This window comes from Enterobacter sp. Taxon_8 (assembly GCF_058354585.1).
In genome coordinates this window covers 3,502,191-3,519,377 of the sequence record NZ_CM177989.1, presented here as the reverse complement: position 1 = coordinate 3,519,377, position 17,187 = coordinate 3,502,191, and the positions used below count along the sequence as shown (strand labels likewise).

The following is a 17,187-nucleotide window of genomic DNA, read 5'->3' as shown; positions in this document are numbered from 1 at the left end:
TCGCCGCTCTTAGTGAACCATCATGTTGTAGTTGAGGTTCCACATAATCCAGATGGAACCGACTACCAGGATAGCGATGATAATCACGGTAAAGATAAAGGCGGTCATATTCCAGCCTTCATCGGACTTGGTGTTCATGTGCAGGAAGCAAACCAGATGCACCAGAATCTGAATCACAGCGGTTACCAGGATTGCACCCAGGATAACCGGCTTAGACGCAGAACCGCTCATCACCATCCAGAACGGGATCACCGTCAGGATGATCGACAGGATAAAACCTGTCATGTAGGTTTTTACGCTGCCGTGGGAAGCGCCATGATCGTTAGAATGACTCATTACATCGCCCCCATCAGATAGACAACAGAGAACACACAGATCCACACCACGTCCAGGAAGTGCCAGAACAGGCTCAGGCACAGGATACGGGTACGGTTAGTACTGGTCAGGCCGCGACGGGAGATCTGGAACATCAGGACTGCCATCCAGATCAGACCGGAGGTCACGTGCAGACCGTGAGTGCCGACCAGCGCGAAGAACGCGGACAGGAAGCCACTGCGATCCGGGCCGAAGCCTTCCATGATCAGGTGATGGAATTCATAGATTTCCATCCCGATAAATCCAGCACCAAACAACCAGGTCAACGCCAGCCAGGAAACAACCTGGCTCTTGTTGTTTTTGTACATGGCGATAGCCGCCATGCCGTAGGTGATGGAGCTGAATAACAGCAGTGCGGTTTCAACCAGAACGAACGGCAGTTCAAAGATGTCCTTGCCGGTCGGGCCGCCCGCTGTGCCGTTCACCAGAACGGCATAGGTTGCGAACAGACAGCAGAACAGAATGCAGTCGCTCATTAGGTAGATCCAGAAACCGAAGACTTTGGTCGGTCCTGTATCGTGGTGCGCATGCTCATGCGCGTGGGCAGTTGAGTGCGCCAGAGTATCAGTTGCCATTTTTCAGCCCCGCTTTAGAAATCTCGTCGAAATGCTGATTTTCCAGCTTCTCAACTTCACGGACTGGTACGTAGTAGTCCACGTCCTCGTCAAAGCTCTTCACAATCCAGCTGATTACGATGCCGGCGAAGCCAACAATCGCCATCCACCAGATGTGCCAGATCATTGCGAAACCAAATACCGTTGCGAAGGCGGCAATCACGATGCCCGCACCGCTGTTTTTCGGCATGTGGATCTCTTCGTAATGAGCAGGTTGCTTGTACGCTTCACCTTTCTCTTTCATTTCCCAGAATGCGTCACGTTCATGAACCTGCGGCACAATGGCGAAGTTATAGAAAGGAGGTGGAGAAGAGGTCGCCCACTCCAGCGTACGGCCACCCCATGGGTCACCGGTCAGGTCACGGTTCTGATCGCGGTCGCGAATAGACACGTAGAACTGAATCAGCTGAGACGCGATACCACAGGCAATCAGCACGGCACCGCCCGCTGCAACCATCAGCATTGGGTGGAACTGCGGATCGATCTGCTGGCTCAGGCGACGGGTCATACCCATGAAGCCCAGCACGTACAGCGGCATAAATGCTACGAAGAAGCCGATGATCCAGAACCAGAACGCGCGTTTACCCCATTTTTCGTTCAGCGTGAAGCCGAACGCTTTTGGCCACCAGTAGGTTACGCCAGCGAAGCAGCCGAAGACCACGCCACCGATGATAACGTTATGGAAGTGCGCAATCAGGAACAGGCTGTTGTGCAGAACGAAGTCAGCGCCCGGTACCGCCAGCAGTACGCCGGTCATCCCACCTACGGAGAAGGTTACGATGAAGCCGATGGTCCACAGCATCGCTGAGTGGAACACGATACGGCCCTGGTACATGGTGAACAGCCAGTTGAAGATCTTCACCCCGGTAGGGATGGCGATAATCATGGTTGTGATACCGAAGAAGGCGTTTACGTTCGCGCCCGCACCCATGGTGAAGAAGTGGTGCAGCCAAACGATGAACGACAGAACGGTAATACACACGGTTGCCCACACCAGAGAGGTGTAACCAAACAGACGTTTACGCGAGAAGGTTGCCGCGATTTCGGAGAACACACCGAACACAGGCAGAACCAGAATGTACACTTCCGGGTGACCCCAGGCCCAAATCAGGTTGATGTACATCATCATGTTGCCACCCATATCATTCGTGAAGAAATGGGTGCCCAGATAGCGATCCAGGGTCAGCAGCGCGATGGTGACGGTCAGAATTGGGAAGGAGGCAATAATCAGGATGTTGGCGCACAGAGATGCCCAGGTAAATACCGGCATCTTGAACATGGTCATGCCAGGGGCACGCATCTTGATAATGGTCACGAAGAAGTTGATACCGGTCAGGGTAGTACCGACACCGGAGAGCTGAAGCGCCCAAATCCAGTAGTCGACGCCAACGCCCGGACTGTACTCAATTCCTGACAGCGGTGGGTAAGCCAGCCAGCCGGTCTGCGCGAATTCGCCCACGCCCAGTGACAGGTTAACCAGGATAACGCCGACAACCGTGAACCAGAAGCTCAGGTTGTTCAGGAACGGGAACGCCACGTCGCGCGCGCCGATTTGCAGCGGAACGACAACGTTCATCAGACCGATAACCAGCGGCATCGCCACGAAGAAGATCATGATAACGCCGTGGGCGGTAAAGATCTGATCGTAGTGGTGCGGCGGCAGGAAGCCGGCTTCACCCGCCGAAGCGAGTGCCTGCTGGCTACGCATCATGATCGCATCCGCAAAGCCACGAATTAACATGACGATACCGACGATGCAGTACATGATACCGAGTTTTTTGTGGTCAACCGAAGTCAGCCACTCGTTCCACAGGTAGCTCCACTTACCGAAGTAAGTGATCAGGGCCAGTAAGGCCGCGCCACCAATGATAATTGCAGCCACCGTAACCACGATAATCGGTTCATGGTAGGGCACTGCATCCAGTGTCAATTTTCCGAACATTTTCTTCCTCGGCCCCTTAGTGAGCGGTTTCCGCGTGGCTCATGTCCATGCCTTCCATACCTTCGTGCGCGCTGTGCTCGCCTTCTGGCTGGGTCATGTCCATGCTCTTGCCGTGATCCATAAATTTGCCAATAACATCTTTGAACAAATCAGGTTTCACATTAGAGAAGTACTCCACCTTGTTGTATTCGCTTGGTGCAGCCACTTTTTCGAACGCCGCCATGTCAGACATGGTGTTTGGAGACTGCTTCGCTTTTTCAACCCACTGGTCGAAAGCGGCACGGTCTGGCGTCGCAATAGCTTTGAACTTCATACCTGAGAAGCCCGGGCCGCTATAGCTGGCGGAGATACCATCATAGGTGCCTGCTTCATTCGCGATCAGATGCAGGTTGGTCTGCATACCGGCCATCGCGTAAATCTGGCTACCCAGACGTGGGATGAAGAAGGAGTTCATTACGGAGTTGGAGGTCACTTTGAACTGAACCGGAGTGTTCGCCGGGAAGGCGATTTCATTCACGGTAGCAATACCCTGCTCTGGATAGATGAAGAACCATTTCCAGTCCATGGAGACCACTTCAATGGTAATAGGTTTCTCATCGTGAACCAGCGGTTTGCTTGGCTCAAGTGCGTGAGTGGTTTTCCAGGTCAGCACGGCAAGGAACAGGATGATCAGAATAGGTACCGTCCAGACCACAGCTTCAACTTTATTGGAGTGTGACCAGTTAGGGCTATACTTCGCATCTTTATTGCTCGCACGATACTTCCAGGCGAAACCAACAGCCATCAAAATGGCAGGAATAACCACAATCAACATCAGGCCAAAAGCCGTCAATATCAGTGAACGTTGTTCCAGTCCAATCTGTCCTTTGGGGTCTAGTAGTGCAGAATCACAGCCACTGAGTAATACAGTGCCCGCGAATAATGACAACCATCCCAAACTTTTATTGTATTTCCCGAGTCTCATTTAACGACCTCAATTCCACGGAGTCTGGTGGCGTTTAAAGTGTGCGGGCATTTTACGGGAAGGTTACATTACTGTAAACATCATTAGGCCTGTGTCAGGAAGGTGTTACCGGGTTCTGCCGCACGTGTCACAAGTGTTGCAAATTATGTCGGTTTTTATGACCGAAGCCGCACGGGATGGGCTTTATAACGAAAGGACCCCTAAGCATACCCTAAAAGGGGCAATTGGTATAACCATTGTTGAAAATAAACAAAAAATTAACAATTAATTATCAATAAAAAGACATATAAAAAACGAAAAATCAAACTCTCGTATGCTGAATCGTTTAATGAAAAATAGCGTTTTGGAATAGGAGCCAATAATTTCCAAATCCTATCCCGCACAAAACAACAAATATTTTTTTTGCGCCTGGCGGCTATTTCGTCGTTATAATTTCGGTTAGTGATTACAACGGGAAATAACCTTTCGCATTTTTCTTCAGGTCATCTGCGTTTTACGCAACGCCATGAAATCAAGCAGACCTCCGATCAGGATCCCGGCGATAGCCAGCAGGGCGCCTGCGTCCAGCAGAAGGGCTTCGAAAGGGAGTGCCAGAGAGGTGCTGGCATTGATAATAAGCACCACGAGCCAGAGCGCCAGAGCAATGCAGCCCGCCATTAACAGACGTAACGCAAAACGGTAGGCGCGGTGATATTCGGTGCGCGGCATAAAGTGTTCTGTTCGCTGGGTATATTCCAGCGTCTGACGGCAGACCAGCAGCAATAAAATTCCCGGCACGGCAGCTACGACCGAGAAGAGATAAAATGTTGGCCAGCCGTGGGCTTCCACGAACCAGCCGGCAATCGGGCCAACGTACACCCGGCCAACGGCTGAGAGCGCCGAGAGCAGAGCGAACTGGGTGGCTGAAAACGACTTATTGCACAGGGTCATCAGCAGGGCGACAAACGCCGCAGTGCCCATGCCGCCGCAGAGGTTTTCGAAGAATACCGCTGTGGCCATGCTGATCGTATGTTTGTCGGTAATCGACAGCAGCCAGTAGCCTGCGTTAGAGGCACCCTGAAGGATGCCGAAAATTAGCAGCGCGCGAAACAGCGTCAGACGCTGCATCAGCACGCCGCCATAAAGCGCGCCGACGATGGTCGCAAACAGCCCAAGCGTTTTATTCACCACGCCTACTTCACCGGCGTCAAAACCGACGCCGCGGATCAGGAAGGTGGTGGTCAGGCTCATGGCGAAAGCATCGCCCAGCTTATAAAGGACGATAAGCAACAGGATCAGCCAGGCGTTGTTGCGGCCAAAAAAGTCACGCAGCGGTTCGGCGACGGCCTGCTCCAGCGAGCGGGGTACCGGAATAACGTCACTCGGTTCGGGCGCGAACAGCGTCGCGATAATGCAGGGGACAAGCAGGGCGGCCATCAGCCAGTACATACCCTGCCAGCCGAGGTACCTGTCGGCGAGCCACAGCGCCAGCCCGCCGGAAACCAGCATCCCGAGGCGATAGCCCAGCACGCTGATTGCTGCACCAGCACCGCGCTCTTCCGCAGGTAACACGTCCGTCTTCCAGGCGTCGAACACGATATCCTGAGAGGCGGAACAGAAAGCAATCACTACCGCAAGCGCGGCCATCCATCGAAGCTGGGTGGTGGGTTCAAGAAATCCCATCGCCGCGATGGCCAGCAGCAGCAGGATCTGCGTCATTACTAACCAGCCGCGTCGACGCCCGAGGAAAGGCGGCGTGTAGCGATCCATGACCGGAGACCACAGGAACTTAAAGACATAGGCCTGGCCGACAAGCGAGAAGAAACCAATGGTTTTAAGATCGATGTTCTCAACCGTCATCCACGCCTGAAGCGTGCCGGAAGTGAGCGCGAGGGGTAAACCTGAGGCGAAGCCGAGGATCAGCAGAATCGCTGATTTCGGTTGCTGGAAAATGCGTAAGTAATGGCTGGACATGTTCTTATAAAACTGACCCGGTGATACACCGGGTCAGCGAGCGGGATTAACGCGCGTTCTGCTTGATGAAGTCGTGAATGCTGGTGTCCTGCGCCATATCGGCGATGGTATCGGTCAGCACGCTGTTAACGGCGTTAGCAATGTTCTGGTTGGAGGCCTGGAACGCACCTTCAACAGAATAGCTGGCGCGGTAGTTTTTGGTCATCTTGTTGCCATTCTTCGCGGTGGCAATGATGGCGATATCCGCTTTGGTCGCGATGTTGTAGCGCACGTTGCCCTGAGACACGTCAGCGTACAGGTTGTTCACGATGATCTGCAGATCGACCGCGCCGCTTGGGCCAATCATATACCCGCGAGCGGTCATCTGTTTCTCCAGCACTTCCTGCAACAGGAAGCGCAGGTCGCGGGACGCGGTGAGGGTAACCTGCTGGTTATCGCGGGTCACTTTAGCCAGTGCTTGATCCTGACGCTGATCGGCGCCGTTAATGCTCACGGTGACGCCCATCAGGCTTGGGTCCTGCTGAGGCAGGGTGATTTTTGGTGAGACATCAATAGTGGTTGGCGGGGTAGCGCAGCCTGCCAGCATAAAAAGGGCTACCAACGGAAAGAAGAGTTTTTTTAACATTTTCGGGTTCTCAACGAATCGTAAGCATATAAAGAGAAAAATTGTCGCCATCATAACATCGCCAACGGCAAGGGGAAGTGGTCAACGCATGTAAATTCATCGCCTTGTCCGAAAACTGACCAGTTCACCGTTTTTCTCAAACCGTGTATGACAAAACGTATGAGTCTCACAGTGAACTTCATTCGTTTGAATGAGAAAATCAGACGAAAGCTAAATATTTGTTGTCAAGGTGTAATGGAAACGGTAAAAGCGGCTAACATTTAAAGGGATGGGTGACATCCTGGCGTTGTCGGAGGAGTAATTTCATGATGATACGTGAGCATATAGAAGATAAATTAAGGGCAGCGTTCAACCCTGTGTTCCTCGAAGTCGTCGACGAAAGCTATCGTCATAACGTGCCGGCAGGTTCTGAAAGCCACTTTAAAGTGGTTCTGGTTAGCGATCGCTTCACGGGAGAACGTTTCCTGAATCGACACCGCTTGATCTACAGCACCTTGACGGAAGAACTCTCCACGACCGTGCATGCGCTGGCGCTGCATACCTACACCATTAAGGAATGGGAAGGTCTGCAGGATACGGTTTTCGCATCGCCACCTTGTCGCGGTGCAGGCACTATCGCCTGATAAATCGGATTTGCAACGGCTGGAGCTTTTCCAGTATGTTGCTTAGAGATTTCCTCAAAACGGCCTCCGGGCCGTTTTGTTTTGTCTACGTTTTGAGCGGATGGTGCGATTTTAAGGCTAAAAATAGCCTTAAAGTGTGAAAAAAGCCGCAGCAACATGCCCCAACCGTTCTCGACTCACCTAAGTGATGCCGCTATAATGCCGCGTCTTATTGAATGTCTTCGGGATGATTCTGGCGACAGGGAATGTGAATCTGCACTAAGAGAGCATCCCGGTATAACAGACAGATTCAGAGTTGACCGAGCACTGTGATTTTTTTGAGGTAACAAGATGCAAGTTTCAGTTGAAACCACTCAAGGCCTTGGCCGCCGTGTAACGATTACTATCGCTGCTGACAGCATCGAAACTGCTGTGAAAAGCGAGCTGGTCAACGTAGCAAAAAAAGTACGTATTGACGGCTTCCGCAAGGGCAAAGTACCAATGAATGTTGTTGCTCAGCGTTATGGCGCTTCCGTGCGTCAGGATGTGCTGGGTGAACTGATGAGCCGCAACTTTATCGATGCGATCATCAAAGAAAAAATCAATCCGGCCGGCGCGCCGAACTACGTTCCAGGCGAATACAAACTGGGCGAAGACTTCACCTACTCCGTAGAGTTCGAAGTGTACCCGGAAGTTGAGCTGAAAGGTCTGGAATCTATCGAAGTTGAAAAACCAGTTGTTTCCGTGACTGACGAAGATGTTGACGGCATGCTGGAAACCCTGCGCAAGCAGCAGGCGAACTGGAAAGAGAAAGAAGGCGCTGTTGACGCTGAAGACCGTGTCACCATCGACTTCACCGGTTCTGTAGACGGCGAAGAGTTCGAAGGCGGTAAAGCCTCTGACTTCGTACTGGCAATGGGCCAGGGGCGTATGATCCCAGGCTTCGAAGACGGTATCAAAGGCCACAAGGCTGGCGAAGAGTTCACCATCGACGTGACCTTCCCGGAAGAATACCACGCTGAAAACCTGAAAGGGAAAGCAGCGAAGTTCGCTATCAACCTAAAGAAAGTTGAAGAGCGCGAACTGCCAGAACTGACTGAAGAATTCATCAAGCGTTTCGGCGTGGAAGATGGTTCCGTAGCGGGTCTGCGTACCGAAGTGCGTAAGAACATGGAACGCGAACTGAACGGCGCGGTGCGTAACCGTGTGAAATCTCAGGCGATCGAAGGTCTGGTTAAAGCCAACGAAATCGACGTTCCAGCTGCCCTGATCGACAGCGAAATCGACGTTCTGCGCCGTCAGGCTGCACAGCGTTTCGGTGGCAACCAGCAGCAAGCGATGGAACTGCCGCGCGAGCTGTTCGAAGAGCAAGCGAAACGCCGCGTTGTTGTTGGCCTGCTGCTGGGCGAAGTGATTCGTACCCACGAGCTGAAAGCTGACGAAGAGCGTGTGAAAGGCCTGATCGAAGAGATGGCTTCTGCATACGAAGATCCATCAGAAGTGATCGAGTTCTACGGTAAGAACAAAGAGCTGATGGACAACATGCGCAACGTTGCCCTGGAAGAGCAGGCTGTTGAAGCGGTACTGGCGAAAGCGAAAGTGACCGAAAAAGCGACCTCTTTCAACGAACTGATGAACCAGCAGGCGTAATTTCGCCCCAACGGTTTAAAGTTTGAACAGAAAACCCGTTGCCTTGCGGCAGCGGGTTTTTTTTATCGCAGCTATAGCCCAGGAAGAGTGCTAAAACGCCCTTTCGGTGTTAGCGTAACAACAAAAGGTTGTTATGCTTGAAATAGGGCACTGTAAACCCCATAAGTACGTAATCACGATGAATGAGACTGGCTGATAATCCGTCCGTAAGGTTACAATCAGTACAGCAGGTGTTTTCAATTTTGATCCAGGAGACGGAAATGTCATACAGTGGCGAACGAGATAACTTTGCACCCCATATGGCTCTGGTGCCAATGGTTATTGAACAGACCTCACGTGGTGAGCGTTCTTTTGATATCTATTCCCGTCTGCTCAAGGAACGCGTTATCTTTCTGACTGGCCAGGTGGAAGACCATATGGCTAACCTGATCGTGGCGCAGATGCTGTTTCTGGAAGCGGAAAACCCGGAAAAAGACATTTACCTGTACATTAACTCCCCGGGTGGCGTGATTACAGCAGGGATGTCCATTTATGACACCATGCAATTCATCAAACCTGATGTAAGCACTATCTGTATGGGTCAGGCTGCATCTATGGGCGCGTTCCTGTTAACAGCAGGAGCGAAGGGTAAGCGTTTCTGCTTGCCAAATTCCCGCGTGATGATTCACCAGCCGCTGGGCGGTTATCAGGGGCAGGCGACGGATATCGAAATCCACGCCCGCGAAATTCTGAAAGTAAAAGCGCGCATGAATGAACTTATGGCGCAGCATACGGGTCAACCACTCGAGCAGATCGAGCGCGATACCGAGCGCGATCGCTTCCTCTCTGCTCCAGAGGCAGTTGAGTACGGCTTAGTCGACTCCGTGTTGACCCATCGTAATTGATGCCCGCGACGCGAGTGTGCCGCTATACTAAGGTAGGGCGGCACGCTGCTCATTGCAGCTTGCGTCTTAGAATGGCATTTGCGTCGTCATGTGCGGCACAAAGAACTTAAAAAGAGGTTTGGACTCATGACAGATAAACGCAAAGATGGTTCGGGCAAACTGCTGTACTGCTCTTTTTGCGGCAAAAGCCAGCATGAAGTGCGTAAACTGATTGCCGGGCCGTCCGTGTATATCTGCGACGAATGTGTCGATTTATGTAACGACATTATTCGCGAAGAGATTAAAGAAGTCGCACCGCACCGTGAGCGCAGCGCGCTGCCAACGCCGCATGAAATTCGTCATCACCTTGACGACTACGTCATCGGACAGGAGCAGGCCAAGAAAGTGCTGGCGGTAGCGGTCTATAACCACTACAAACGTCTGCGTAACGGCGACACCAGCAATGGCGTAGAACTGGGTAAAAGTAACATTCTGCTGATCGGCCCAACCGGTTCCGGTAAAACGCTGCTGGCTGAAACCCTGGCGCGTCTGCTCGATGTTCCGTTCACGATGGCGGATGCCACCACCCTGACCGAGGCCGGTTACGTGGGTGAGGACGTTGAAAACATCATTCAGAAACTGCTGCAGAAGTGCGATTACGACGTACAGAAAGCCCAGCGCGGGATTGTTTACATCGATGAGATCGACAAGATCTCCCGTAAATCAGACAACCCGTCCATCACCCGTGACGTATCGGGTGAAGGCGTACAGCAGGCACTGCTGAAACTGATTGAAGGTACGGTTGCCGCCGTTCCGCCACAGGGTGGTCGTAAACATCCGCAGCAGGAGTTCCTGCAGGTTGATACCTCCAAGATCCTGTTCATCTGTGGTGGTGCGTTTGCTGGTCTGGATAAAGTCATCTCCCACCGTGTTGAAACCGGCTCCGGCATTGGTTTTGGCGCAACGGTGAAATCGACGTCCGAAAAACCAAACGAAGGCGAGCTGCTGTCTCAGGTTGAACCGGAAGATCTGATCAAATTCGGTCTGATCCCTGAGTTCATCGGCCGTCTGCCGGTTGTGGCAACGCTGAATGAGCTGAGTGAAGACGCGCTGATCCAGATCCTGAAAGAACCGAAAAATGCGCTGACCAAGCAGTATCAGGCGCTGTTCAATCTGGAAGGCGTTGACCTGGAATTCCGCGACGAAGCGCTGGATGCTATTGCCAAGAAAGCGATGGTCCGTAAAACCGGTGCTCGTGGTCTGCGTTCAATTGTTGAAGCAGCACTGCTCGACACCATGTACGATCTGCCGTCGATGGAAGATGTTGAGAAAGTGGTGATTGACGAGTCCGTTATTAGCGGTCAAACCAAGCCGCTGCTGATTTACGGCAAACCGGAAGCGCAGCAGGCATCTGGCGAATAATTCACCAAACCATACAAGCAGTTAATCAAAAAGGGGGGATTTTATCTCCCCTTTACTTTTTCCGTATTCATAGCGTTGAATGTGTGGGAAACATCCCCATATACTGGATACATGTTAATGGTTATGTGAAGCACAGTGACATGACCAGCTTACCTGGCGGACACTAACTAAGAGAGAGCTCTATGAATCCTGAGCGTTCTGAACGCATTGAAATCCCCGTATTGCCGTTGCGCGATGTGGTGGTTTATCCGCACATGGTCATACCCTTATTTGTAGGGCGGGAAAAATCTATCCGTTGCCTTGAAGCCGCCATGGATCATGATAAAAAAATCATGCTGGTGGCGCAGAAAGAAGCATCAACGGATGAGCCGGGTGTAAACGATCTTTTCACCGTCGGGACCGTGGCCTCTATTTTGCAGATGCTGAAGCTGCCTGACGGCACCGTGAAGGTGCTGGTAGAAGGCCTGCAGCGTGCGCGTATTACCACTCTGTCAGACGACGGCGAACACTTCTCTGCCAAGGCAGAGTACCTTGATTCGCCTGAGCTTGATGAGCGCGAGCAGGAAGTACTGGTTCGCACCGCGATTAGCCAGTTTGAAGGCTACATCAAGCTGAACAAGAAAATCCCACCAGAAGTGCTGACGTCGCTGAACAGCATCGACGATCCTGCGCGCCTGGCGGACACCATCGCTGCCCATATGCCGCTGAAGCTGGCTGACAAGCAGTCCGTGCTGGAAATGTCCGACGTTAACGAGCGTCTGGAATACCTGATGGCGATGATGGAGTCTGAAATCGATCTGCTGCAGGTTGAGAAGCGCATTCGCAACCGCGTGAAAAAGCAGATGGAGAAATCTCAGCGTGAGTACTATCTGAATGAGCAAATGAAGGCCATTCAGAAAGAACTAGGCGAGATGGACGACGCGCCGGACGAAAACGAAGCCCTGAAGCGTAAGATCGACGCGGCGAAGATGCCGAAAGAGGCGAAAGAGAAGGCCGAAGCAGAACTGCAGAAGCTGAAAATGATGTCTCCAATGTCGGCTGAAGCGACCGTTGTACGCGGCTACATTGAGTGGATGGTGCAGGTTCCGTGGAACGCCCGCAGCAAGGTCAAAAAAGATCTGCGTCAGGCACAGGAAATCCTGGATACCGACCACTATGGCCTGGAACGCGTGAAAGACCGCATTCTTGAGTACCTCGCGGTACAAAGCCGTGTAAACAAAATTAAAGGCCCAATTCTGTGCCTGGTAGGACCGCCGGGGGTGGGTAAAACCTCTCTGGGTCAGTCCATCGCCAAAGCGACCGGACGTAAGTATATCCGTATGGCGCTGGGTGGCGTGCGCGATGAAGCGGAAATCCGCGGTCACCGCCGTACCTACATCGGTTCTATGCCGGGTAAACTGATCCAGAAGATGGCGAAAGTGGGGGTTAAAAACCCGCTGTTCCTGCTCGATGAGATCGACAAAATGTCGTCGGACATGCGTGGCGACCCTGCGTCTGCACTGTTGGAAGTGCTTGATCCAGAACAGAACGTGGCGTTCAGCGATCACTACCTGGAAGTGGACTACGACCTGAGCGATGTGATGTTCGTAGCGACCTCTAACTCCATGAACATTCCGGCCCCGCTGCTGGACCGTATGGAAGTGATCCGTCTCTCGGGCTATACCGAAGACGAGAAGCTGAATATTGCTAAGCAGCACCTGCTACCGAAACAGATTGAGCGTAACGCGCTGAAAGCCAATGAGCTGACCGTTGAGGACAGCGCGATTATCGGCATCATTCGTTACTACACCCGTGAAGCGGGCGTGCGTAGCCTTGAGCGTGAAATCTCGAAGCTGTGTCGTAAAGCGGTGAAACAGCTGCTGCTGGATAAGAGCTTGAAACACATTGTGATTAACGGCGACAATCTGCATGCCTATCTCGGCGTTCAGCGCTTCGACTACGGCCGCGCGGACAACGAAAACCGCGTTGGTCAGGTGACCGGACTCGCATGGACGGAAGTGGGCGGCGATCTGCTGACCATCGAAACCGCCTGTGTACCGGGTAAAGGCAAACTGACCTACACCGGCTCGCTGGGTGAAGTGATGCAGGAATCTATCCAGGCTGCGCTGACCGTGGTGCGTGCGCGTGCGGAGAAACTGGGAATTAACCCTGATTTCTACGAAAAACGCGACATCCACGTGCACGTACCTGAAGGGGCGACGCCAAAAGATGGTCCAAGCGCGGGTATTGCCATGTGTACCGCTCTGGTTTCCTGCCTGACCGGGAACCCGGTGCGTGCCGATGTGGCAATGACCGGTGAAATTACGCTGCGTGGCCAGGTTCTGCCGATTGGTGGTTTAAAAGAAAAACTGCTGGCGGCACACCGCGGTGGGATCAAAACCGTATTGATCCCTTACGAAAACAAACGCGATCTGGAAGAGATTCCGGACAACGTGATTGCCGATCTGCAGATCCATCCTGTTAAGCGAATTGAGGAAGTTCTCAGTCTCGCTTTGCAGAATGAACCCTCCGGAATGCAGGTTGTAACCGCAAAATAGTGACCTCGCGCAAAGAGCGTCAATAAAAACAAGGCTGGTAAGTGATTTCGCACTTGCCAGCCTTTTTTTGTATAGCTAATTTAGATTGCTGATTAGGTCAGCCATCAACAACGGGTGTTGTAAGGTCATGGCAGGCCTGATATAACTGCTGCGCGGTCGCGTTGTGAAGGATTCAGGCGCGATATAAATTATAAAGAGAGGAAGAGAACAGTGAATAAATCTCAACTGATTGACAAAATTGCTGCTGGTGCTGATATTTCTAAAGCTGCAGCTGGACGTGCGTTAGATGCATTAATTGCTTCTGTTACTGAATCTCTGCAGGCTGGGGACGACGTTGCACTGGTAGGCTTCGGTACTTTTGCTGTTAAAGAGCGTGCTGCCCGTACTGGCCGCAACCCTCAGACCGGTAAAGAGATCACCATTGCTGCTGCTAAAGTGCCGGGTTTCCGTGCAGGTAAAGCGCTGAAAGACGCAGTAAACTGATTGCTTTCCCGTTTCAGGGAAGCCGGAAAGTACAAGGGCGCATCATTTGATGTGCCTTTTTTGTTTGTCCAGACCTGATTTGTGCGAGTTTATGCGAGTTGTGGGCTGACAATCGCCCCGTTTTCTTGTCACAATACGCCTTCACGCGCGACGGGCAGGATTTTCCGTCAGCGTCAGGTAACCAGTCACCTACAGCGGAGTGTTGTTACACCATGATGGACAGCTTACGCACGGCTGCTAACAGTCTCGTGCTCAAGATTATTTTCGGTATCATTATCGTGTCGTTCATATTGACCGGCGTGAGCAGTTACCTTATTGGCGGTGGCGCAAACTTCGCCGCAAAAGTGAATGGCCAGGAGATCAGCCGCGGTCAGTTCGAGAATGCTTTTGCCGGTGAACGTAACCGTATGCAGCAACAGCTGGGCGACCAATTCTCTGAACTGGCGGCGAACGAAGGGTACATGAAGACTCTGCGCCAACAGACGTTGAACCGTCTTATCGACGAAGCGCTGCTCGATCAGTATGCCAAAAAACTCGGCCTTGGCATTAGTGATGAGCAGGTGAAAAAAGCCATCTTCTCCACCCAGGCCTTCCAGTCTAACGGTAAATTCGACAACGCGCGTTACAACAGTATCGTCAACCAGATGGGGATGACGGCCGATCAGTACGCTCAGGCGCTGCGTAACCAACTGACCACCCAGCAGCTCATCAATGCTGTCGTGGGCACCGATTTCATGCTCAAAGGTGAAACGGACGAACTGGCCGCGCTGGTGGCACAGCAGCGTGTTGTACGCGAAGCGACCATTGATGTTAACGCCCTGGCGGCGAAACAGCAGGTGAGCGACGCTGACGTTAACGCCTGGTACGAACAGAACAAGAATTCTTTTGTTTCTCCAGAGCAGTTCCGCGTGAGCTACATCAAGCTGGATGCGGCCGCGCTGCAGGAAACCGCGTCTGATGCAGAGATCCAGTCTTACTACGATCAGCATCAGGATCAGTTCACTCAGCCCCAGCGTAACCGCTACAGCGTGATTCAGACGAAAACCGAGGCTGATGCTAAAGCGGCGCTGGATGAGCTGAACAAAGGCGCTGATTTCGCGACCGTTGCGAAAGCGAAATCCACCGACATTATCTCGGCGAAAAACGGCGGTGATATGGGCTGGCTGGAAGACGCGACCACGCCTGACGAGCTGAAAAATGCCGGTCTGAAAGAGAAAGGCCAGCTTTCTGGCGTCATTAAGTCTTCCGTCGGTTTCCTGGTCGTGCGTCTGGACGACATCACCGCGGCGAAAACCAAGCCGCTGGCTGACGTCCGCGATGATATCGCAGCGAAAGTGAAACAGGAAAAAGCGCTGGATGCCTACTACGCGCTGCAGCAGAAGGTTAGCGATGCTGCCAGCAACGACAACGAATCTCTGGCAGGTGCAGAGCAGGCGGCGGGCGTGAAGGCGGTTGAAACTGGCTGGTTTGGTCGTGACAACCTGCCGGAAGAGCTGAACTTCAAACCGGTTTCCGATGCCATCTTCAACGGTGGTCTGGTGGGCGAGAACGGCACGCCGGGCAGTAACTCTGACATCATTACCGTCGACGGCGATCGTGCGTTTGTGTTGCGCGTCAGCGAGCATAAGCCAGAAGCGGTCAAACCGCTGGCGGAAGTGAAGGATCAGGTTATCGCTCAGGTTAAGCACAACAAAGCTGAACAGCAGGCGAAACTGGATGCTGAGAAGATTCTGTCTGATCTGAAAGCGGGTAAAGAAGACGCGCTGAAAGCGGCTGGCCTGAGCTTCGGTGAAGCGAAAACGCTGAGCCGTACCGGTCAGGACCCTATCAGCCAGGCCGCGTTTGGTCTGACTCTGCCTGCGAAGGACAAGCCAAGCTTCGGTACCACTACCGATGCGCAGGGTAACGTCGTTCTGCTGGCGCTGGATGAAGTGAAAGCCGGCACCTTACCAGAAGCGCAGAAGAAAGCGATGGTTCAGGGAATTACCCAGAACAATGCCCAGATTGCCTTCGAAGCCATGATGAGCAACCTGCGTAAAGAAGCCAAAATCAAGCTGGGTGATGTAATGACTCAGCAGCAGTAATTACGTGTCTGCTCGCAGATTTTCGTAACGCTCTGCAAAAACTAAAGGCCGCTTTCGCGGCCTTTTCCATTTCTGCAATCTGCTGTTTGTGCCGGTTTGAACTGGCGGCTATCGTGACGTGGCTGTCAACAAACAAGGAGATAACAGCATGAAATGTGGAATCAAAGCACTGTTAATTACGCTGGCTATTGCCACCACCGGGATGAGCGCGGGCGCGATGGCGTCGGCTCCCGCCGCCAAATCACAAACTACCCAGAGCAAGTCCGACGCGGCAGCGCCGGTGCAAGGGCAAACCAAAGCGATTGACGCCGGTAAAAATGCGGATGATGACGGTACGCGGGTCAGTATCAATTCTGCCTCTGCGGAAGATCTGGCCCGCGCGATGAATGGTGTCGGCCTGAAAAAAGCACAGGCCATCGTCAGCTACCGCGAAGAGTATGGTCCTTTCAAAACGGTCGACGATCTCAAACAGGTGCCGGGCATGGGCAGCGCGCTGGTTGAGCGCAACCTCTCACACCTGACATTGTAATTACGCAATTTCTTGCACTGCGGCAAAATTTTGCCAGGATAAAGAGGTCATACCAGTTATGACCTCTCATCCTACAATAACAGTAAAGGCTATTGCGCTATGCAGACAAAAATCAAAGTACGCGGTTTTCATCTCGACGTTTATCAGCATGTGAACAATGCCCGCTATCTTGAGTTTCTTGAAGAAGCCCGCTGGGACGGGCTGGAAAATAGCGAAAGCTTTCAGTGGCTGACCGCGCACAACATCGCGTTCGTGGTCGTCAATATCAATATCAACTACCGCCGTCCTGCCGTGCTGGGCGATGTGCTCACGGTGACAAGCCAGGTGCAGCAAATCAATGGCAAAAGCGGGGTGTTAAGCCAGGTGGTGACGCTCGATCCAGAAGGGCAGGTGGTGGCTGATGCGCTGATCACCTTTGTCTGTATCGATCTGAAAACGCAGAAAGCGCTGCCGCTGGAAGGGGAGTTGCGTGAAAAGCTGGAGTTGATGATCGCGTAAGACTTGTTAAGGCGTACTCGTGCTGTCGACACCCATTTTGCGACAG

Annotated in this window: 15 protein-coding genes; 9 read left to right on the top strand and 6 right to left on the bottom strand. The window is 52.6% G+C overall.

The features are described from left to right. Positions 1-9: 9 nt before the first annotated feature. From AC4IBF_RS16785 to AC4IBF_RS16760, 6 genes are all read right to left on the bottom strand, one after another. Entirely contained in the window at positions 10-336 is a 327-nt protein-coding gene (locus tag AC4IBF_RS16785) for a cytochrome o ubiquinol oxidase subunit IV (RefSeq protein WP_006176899.1), read from the bottom strand. Next, on the bottom strand, positions 336-950 hold the full coding sequence (locus AC4IBF_RS16780) for a cytochrome o ubiquinol oxidase subunit III (RefSeq protein ID WP_008503324.1): 615 nt from the start codon (positions 948-950) through the stop codon (positions 336-338). Before AC4IBF_RS16780 ends, AC4IBF_RS16785 begins: the two co-directional genes overlap by 1 nt. Further along, positions 940-2,931 (bottom strand): cytochrome o ubiquinol oxidase subunit I, encoded by a 1,992-nt coding sequence (gene cyoB, locus AC4IBF_RS16775; RefSeq protein WP_014168864.1) that lies wholly within the window; start codon positions 2,929-2,931, stop codon positions 940-942. The genes AC4IBF_RS16780 and cyoB overlap by 11 nt, the downstream gene beginning before the upstream one ends. 16 nt (positions 2,932-2,947) lie before the next feature. Beyond that, positions 2,948-3,895 carry a cytochrome o ubiquinol oxidase subunit II gene (cyoA, locus tag AC4IBF_RS16770; protein WP_014882770.1) on the bottom strand — a complete coding sequence of 316 codons (948 nt, stop codon included), beginning with the start codon at positions 3,893-3,895 and terminating at the stop codon, positions 2,948-2,950. A gap of 477 nt (positions 3,896-4,372) precedes the next feature. Next, on the bottom strand, positions 4,373-5,848 hold the full coding sequence (ampG, locus tag AC4IBF_RS16765; protein WP_133293884.1) for a muropeptide MFS transporter AmpG: 1,476 nt from the start codon (positions 5,846-5,848) through the stop codon (positions 4,373-4,375). 46 nt (positions 5,849-5,894) lie between these two features. Further along, positions 5,895-6,473, bottom strand: coding sequence for a lipoprotein (locus tag AC4IBF_RS16760; RefSeq protein ID WP_023310568.1), 579 nt, complete (start codon positions 6,471-6,473; stop codon positions 5,895-5,897). A 305-nt stretch (positions 6,474-6,778) separates the two neighbouring features. Between AC4IBF_RS16760 and bolA the strand changes: the two genes are divergently transcribed. From bolA to AC4IBF_RS16715, 9 genes are all read left to right on the top strand, one after another. Continuing rightward, positions 6,779-7,096 (top strand): transcriptional regulator BolA, encoded by a 318-nt coding sequence (gene bolA, locus AC4IBF_RS16755; protein WP_021241655.1) that lies wholly within the window; start codon positions 6,779-6,781, stop codon positions 7,094-7,096. 330 nt (positions 7,097-7,426) lie between these two features. Beyond that, positions 7,427-8,725, top strand: coding sequence for a trigger factor (tig, locus tag AC4IBF_RS16750; RefSeq protein ID WP_133293885.1), 1,299 nt, complete (start codon positions 7,427-7,429; stop codon positions 8,723-8,725). Positions 8,726-8,985: 260 nt separating this feature from the next. Continuing rightward, positions 8,986-9,609, top strand: coding sequence for an ATP-dependent Clp endopeptidase proteolytic subunit ClpP (gene clpP, locus AC4IBF_RS16745; RefSeq protein ID WP_010428105.1), 624 nt, complete (start codon positions 8,986-8,988; stop codon positions 9,607-9,609). 126 nt (positions 9,610-9,735) lie between these two features. Then, entirely contained in the window at positions 9,736-11,010 is a 1,275-nt protein-coding gene (gene clpX / locus AC4IBF_RS16740) for an ATP-dependent protease ATP-binding subunit ClpX (protein ID WP_023310570.1), read from the top strand. A 182-nt stretch (positions 11,011-11,192) separates the two neighbouring features. Continuing rightward, a complete protein-coding gene (gene lon, locus AC4IBF_RS16735) occupies positions 11,193-13,547 on the top strand; it encodes an endopeptidase La (protein ID WP_023334706.1) in 2,355 nt (784 codons plus the stop codon). Between the two features lie 210 nt (positions 13,548-13,757). Beyond that, positions 13,758-14,030: a nucleoid-associated protein HU-beta gene (gene hupB, locus AC4IBF_RS16730; protein ID WP_002444653.1), complete on the top strand. Its 273-nt coding sequence runs from the start codon at positions 13,758-13,760 to the stop codon at positions 14,028-14,030. 212 nt (positions 14,031-14,242) lie between these two features. Further along, positions 14,243-16,114 carry a peptidylprolyl isomerase gene (gene ppiD, locus AC4IBF_RS16725; protein WP_491462974.1) on the top strand — a complete coding sequence of 624 codons (1,872 nt, stop codon included), beginning with the start codon at positions 14,243-14,245 and terminating at the stop codon, positions 16,112-16,114. Positions 16,115-16,262: 148 nt separating this feature from the next. Then, positions 16,263-16,643 carry a helix-hairpin-helix domain-containing protein gene (locus AC4IBF_RS16720; RefSeq protein WP_133293886.1) on the top strand — a complete coding sequence of 127 codons (381 nt, stop codon included), beginning with the start codon at positions 16,263-16,265 and terminating at the stop codon, positions 16,641-16,643. 99 nt (positions 16,644-16,742) lie between these two features. Next, positions 16,743-17,141 (top strand): YbgC/FadM family acyl-CoA thioesterase, encoded by a 399-nt coding sequence (locus AC4IBF_RS16715; protein WP_024906822.1) that lies wholly within the window; start codon positions 16,743-16,745, stop codon positions 17,139-17,141. Positions 17,142-17,187 lie beyond the last annotated feature (46 nt).

Excerpts from the sequence above, each read along its gene's own strand:
- ppiD (WP_491462974.1), top strand. The coding sequence starts at position 14,243 with ATGATGGACAGCTTACGCACGGCTGCTAACAGTCTCGTGCTCAAGATT.
- AC4IBF_RS16720 (WP_133293886.1), top strand. The coding sequence starts at position 16,263 with ATGAAATGTGGAATCAAAGCACTGTTAATTACGCTGGCTATTGCCACC.
- AC4IBF_RS16785 (WP_006176899.1), bottom strand. The coding sequence starts at position 336 with ATGAGTCATTCTAACGATCATGGCGCTTCCCACGGCAGCGTAAAAACC.
- clpX (WP_023310570.1), top strand. The coding sequence starts at position 9,736 with ATGACAGATAAACGCAAAGATGGTTCGGGCAAACTGCTGTACTGCTCT.
- AC4IBF_RS16715 (WP_024906822.1), top strand. The coding sequence starts at position 16,743 with ATGCAGACAAAAATCAAAGTACGCGGTTTTCATCTCGACGTTTATCAG.
- AC4IBF_RS16760 (WP_023310568.1), bottom strand. The coding sequence starts at position 6,473 with ATGTTAAAAAAACTCTTCTTTCCGTTGGTAGCCCTTTTTATGCTGGCA.
- cyoA (WP_014882770.1), bottom strand. The coding sequence starts at position 3,895 with ATGAGACTCGGGAAATACAATAAAAGTTTGGGATGGTTGTCATTATTC.
- bolA (WP_021241655.1), top strand. The coding sequence starts at position 6,779 with ATGATGATACGTGAGCATATAGAAGATAAATTAAGGGCAGCGTTCAAC.
- cyoB (WP_014168864.1), bottom strand. The coding sequence starts at position 2,931 with ATGTTCGGAAAATTGACACTGGATGCAGTGCCCTACCATGAACCGATT.
- ampG (WP_133293884.1), bottom strand. The coding sequence starts at position 5,848 with ATGTCCAGCCATTACTTACGCATTTTCCAGCAACCGAAATCAGCGATT.
- clpP (WP_010428105.1), top strand. The coding sequence starts at position 8,986 with ATGTCATACAGTGGCGAACGAGATAACTTTGCACCCCATATGGCTCTG.
- AC4IBF_RS16780 (WP_008503324.1), bottom strand. The coding sequence starts at position 950 with ATGGCAACTGATACTCTGGCGCACTCAACTGCCCACGCGCATGAGCAT.
- lon (WP_023334706.1), top strand. The coding sequence starts at position 11,193 with ATGAATCCTGAGCGTTCTGAACGCATTGAAATCCCCGTATTGCCGTTG.
- tig (WP_133293885.1), top strand. The coding sequence starts at position 7,427 with ATGCAAGTTTCAGTTGAAACCACTCAAGGCCTTGGCCGCCGTGTAACG.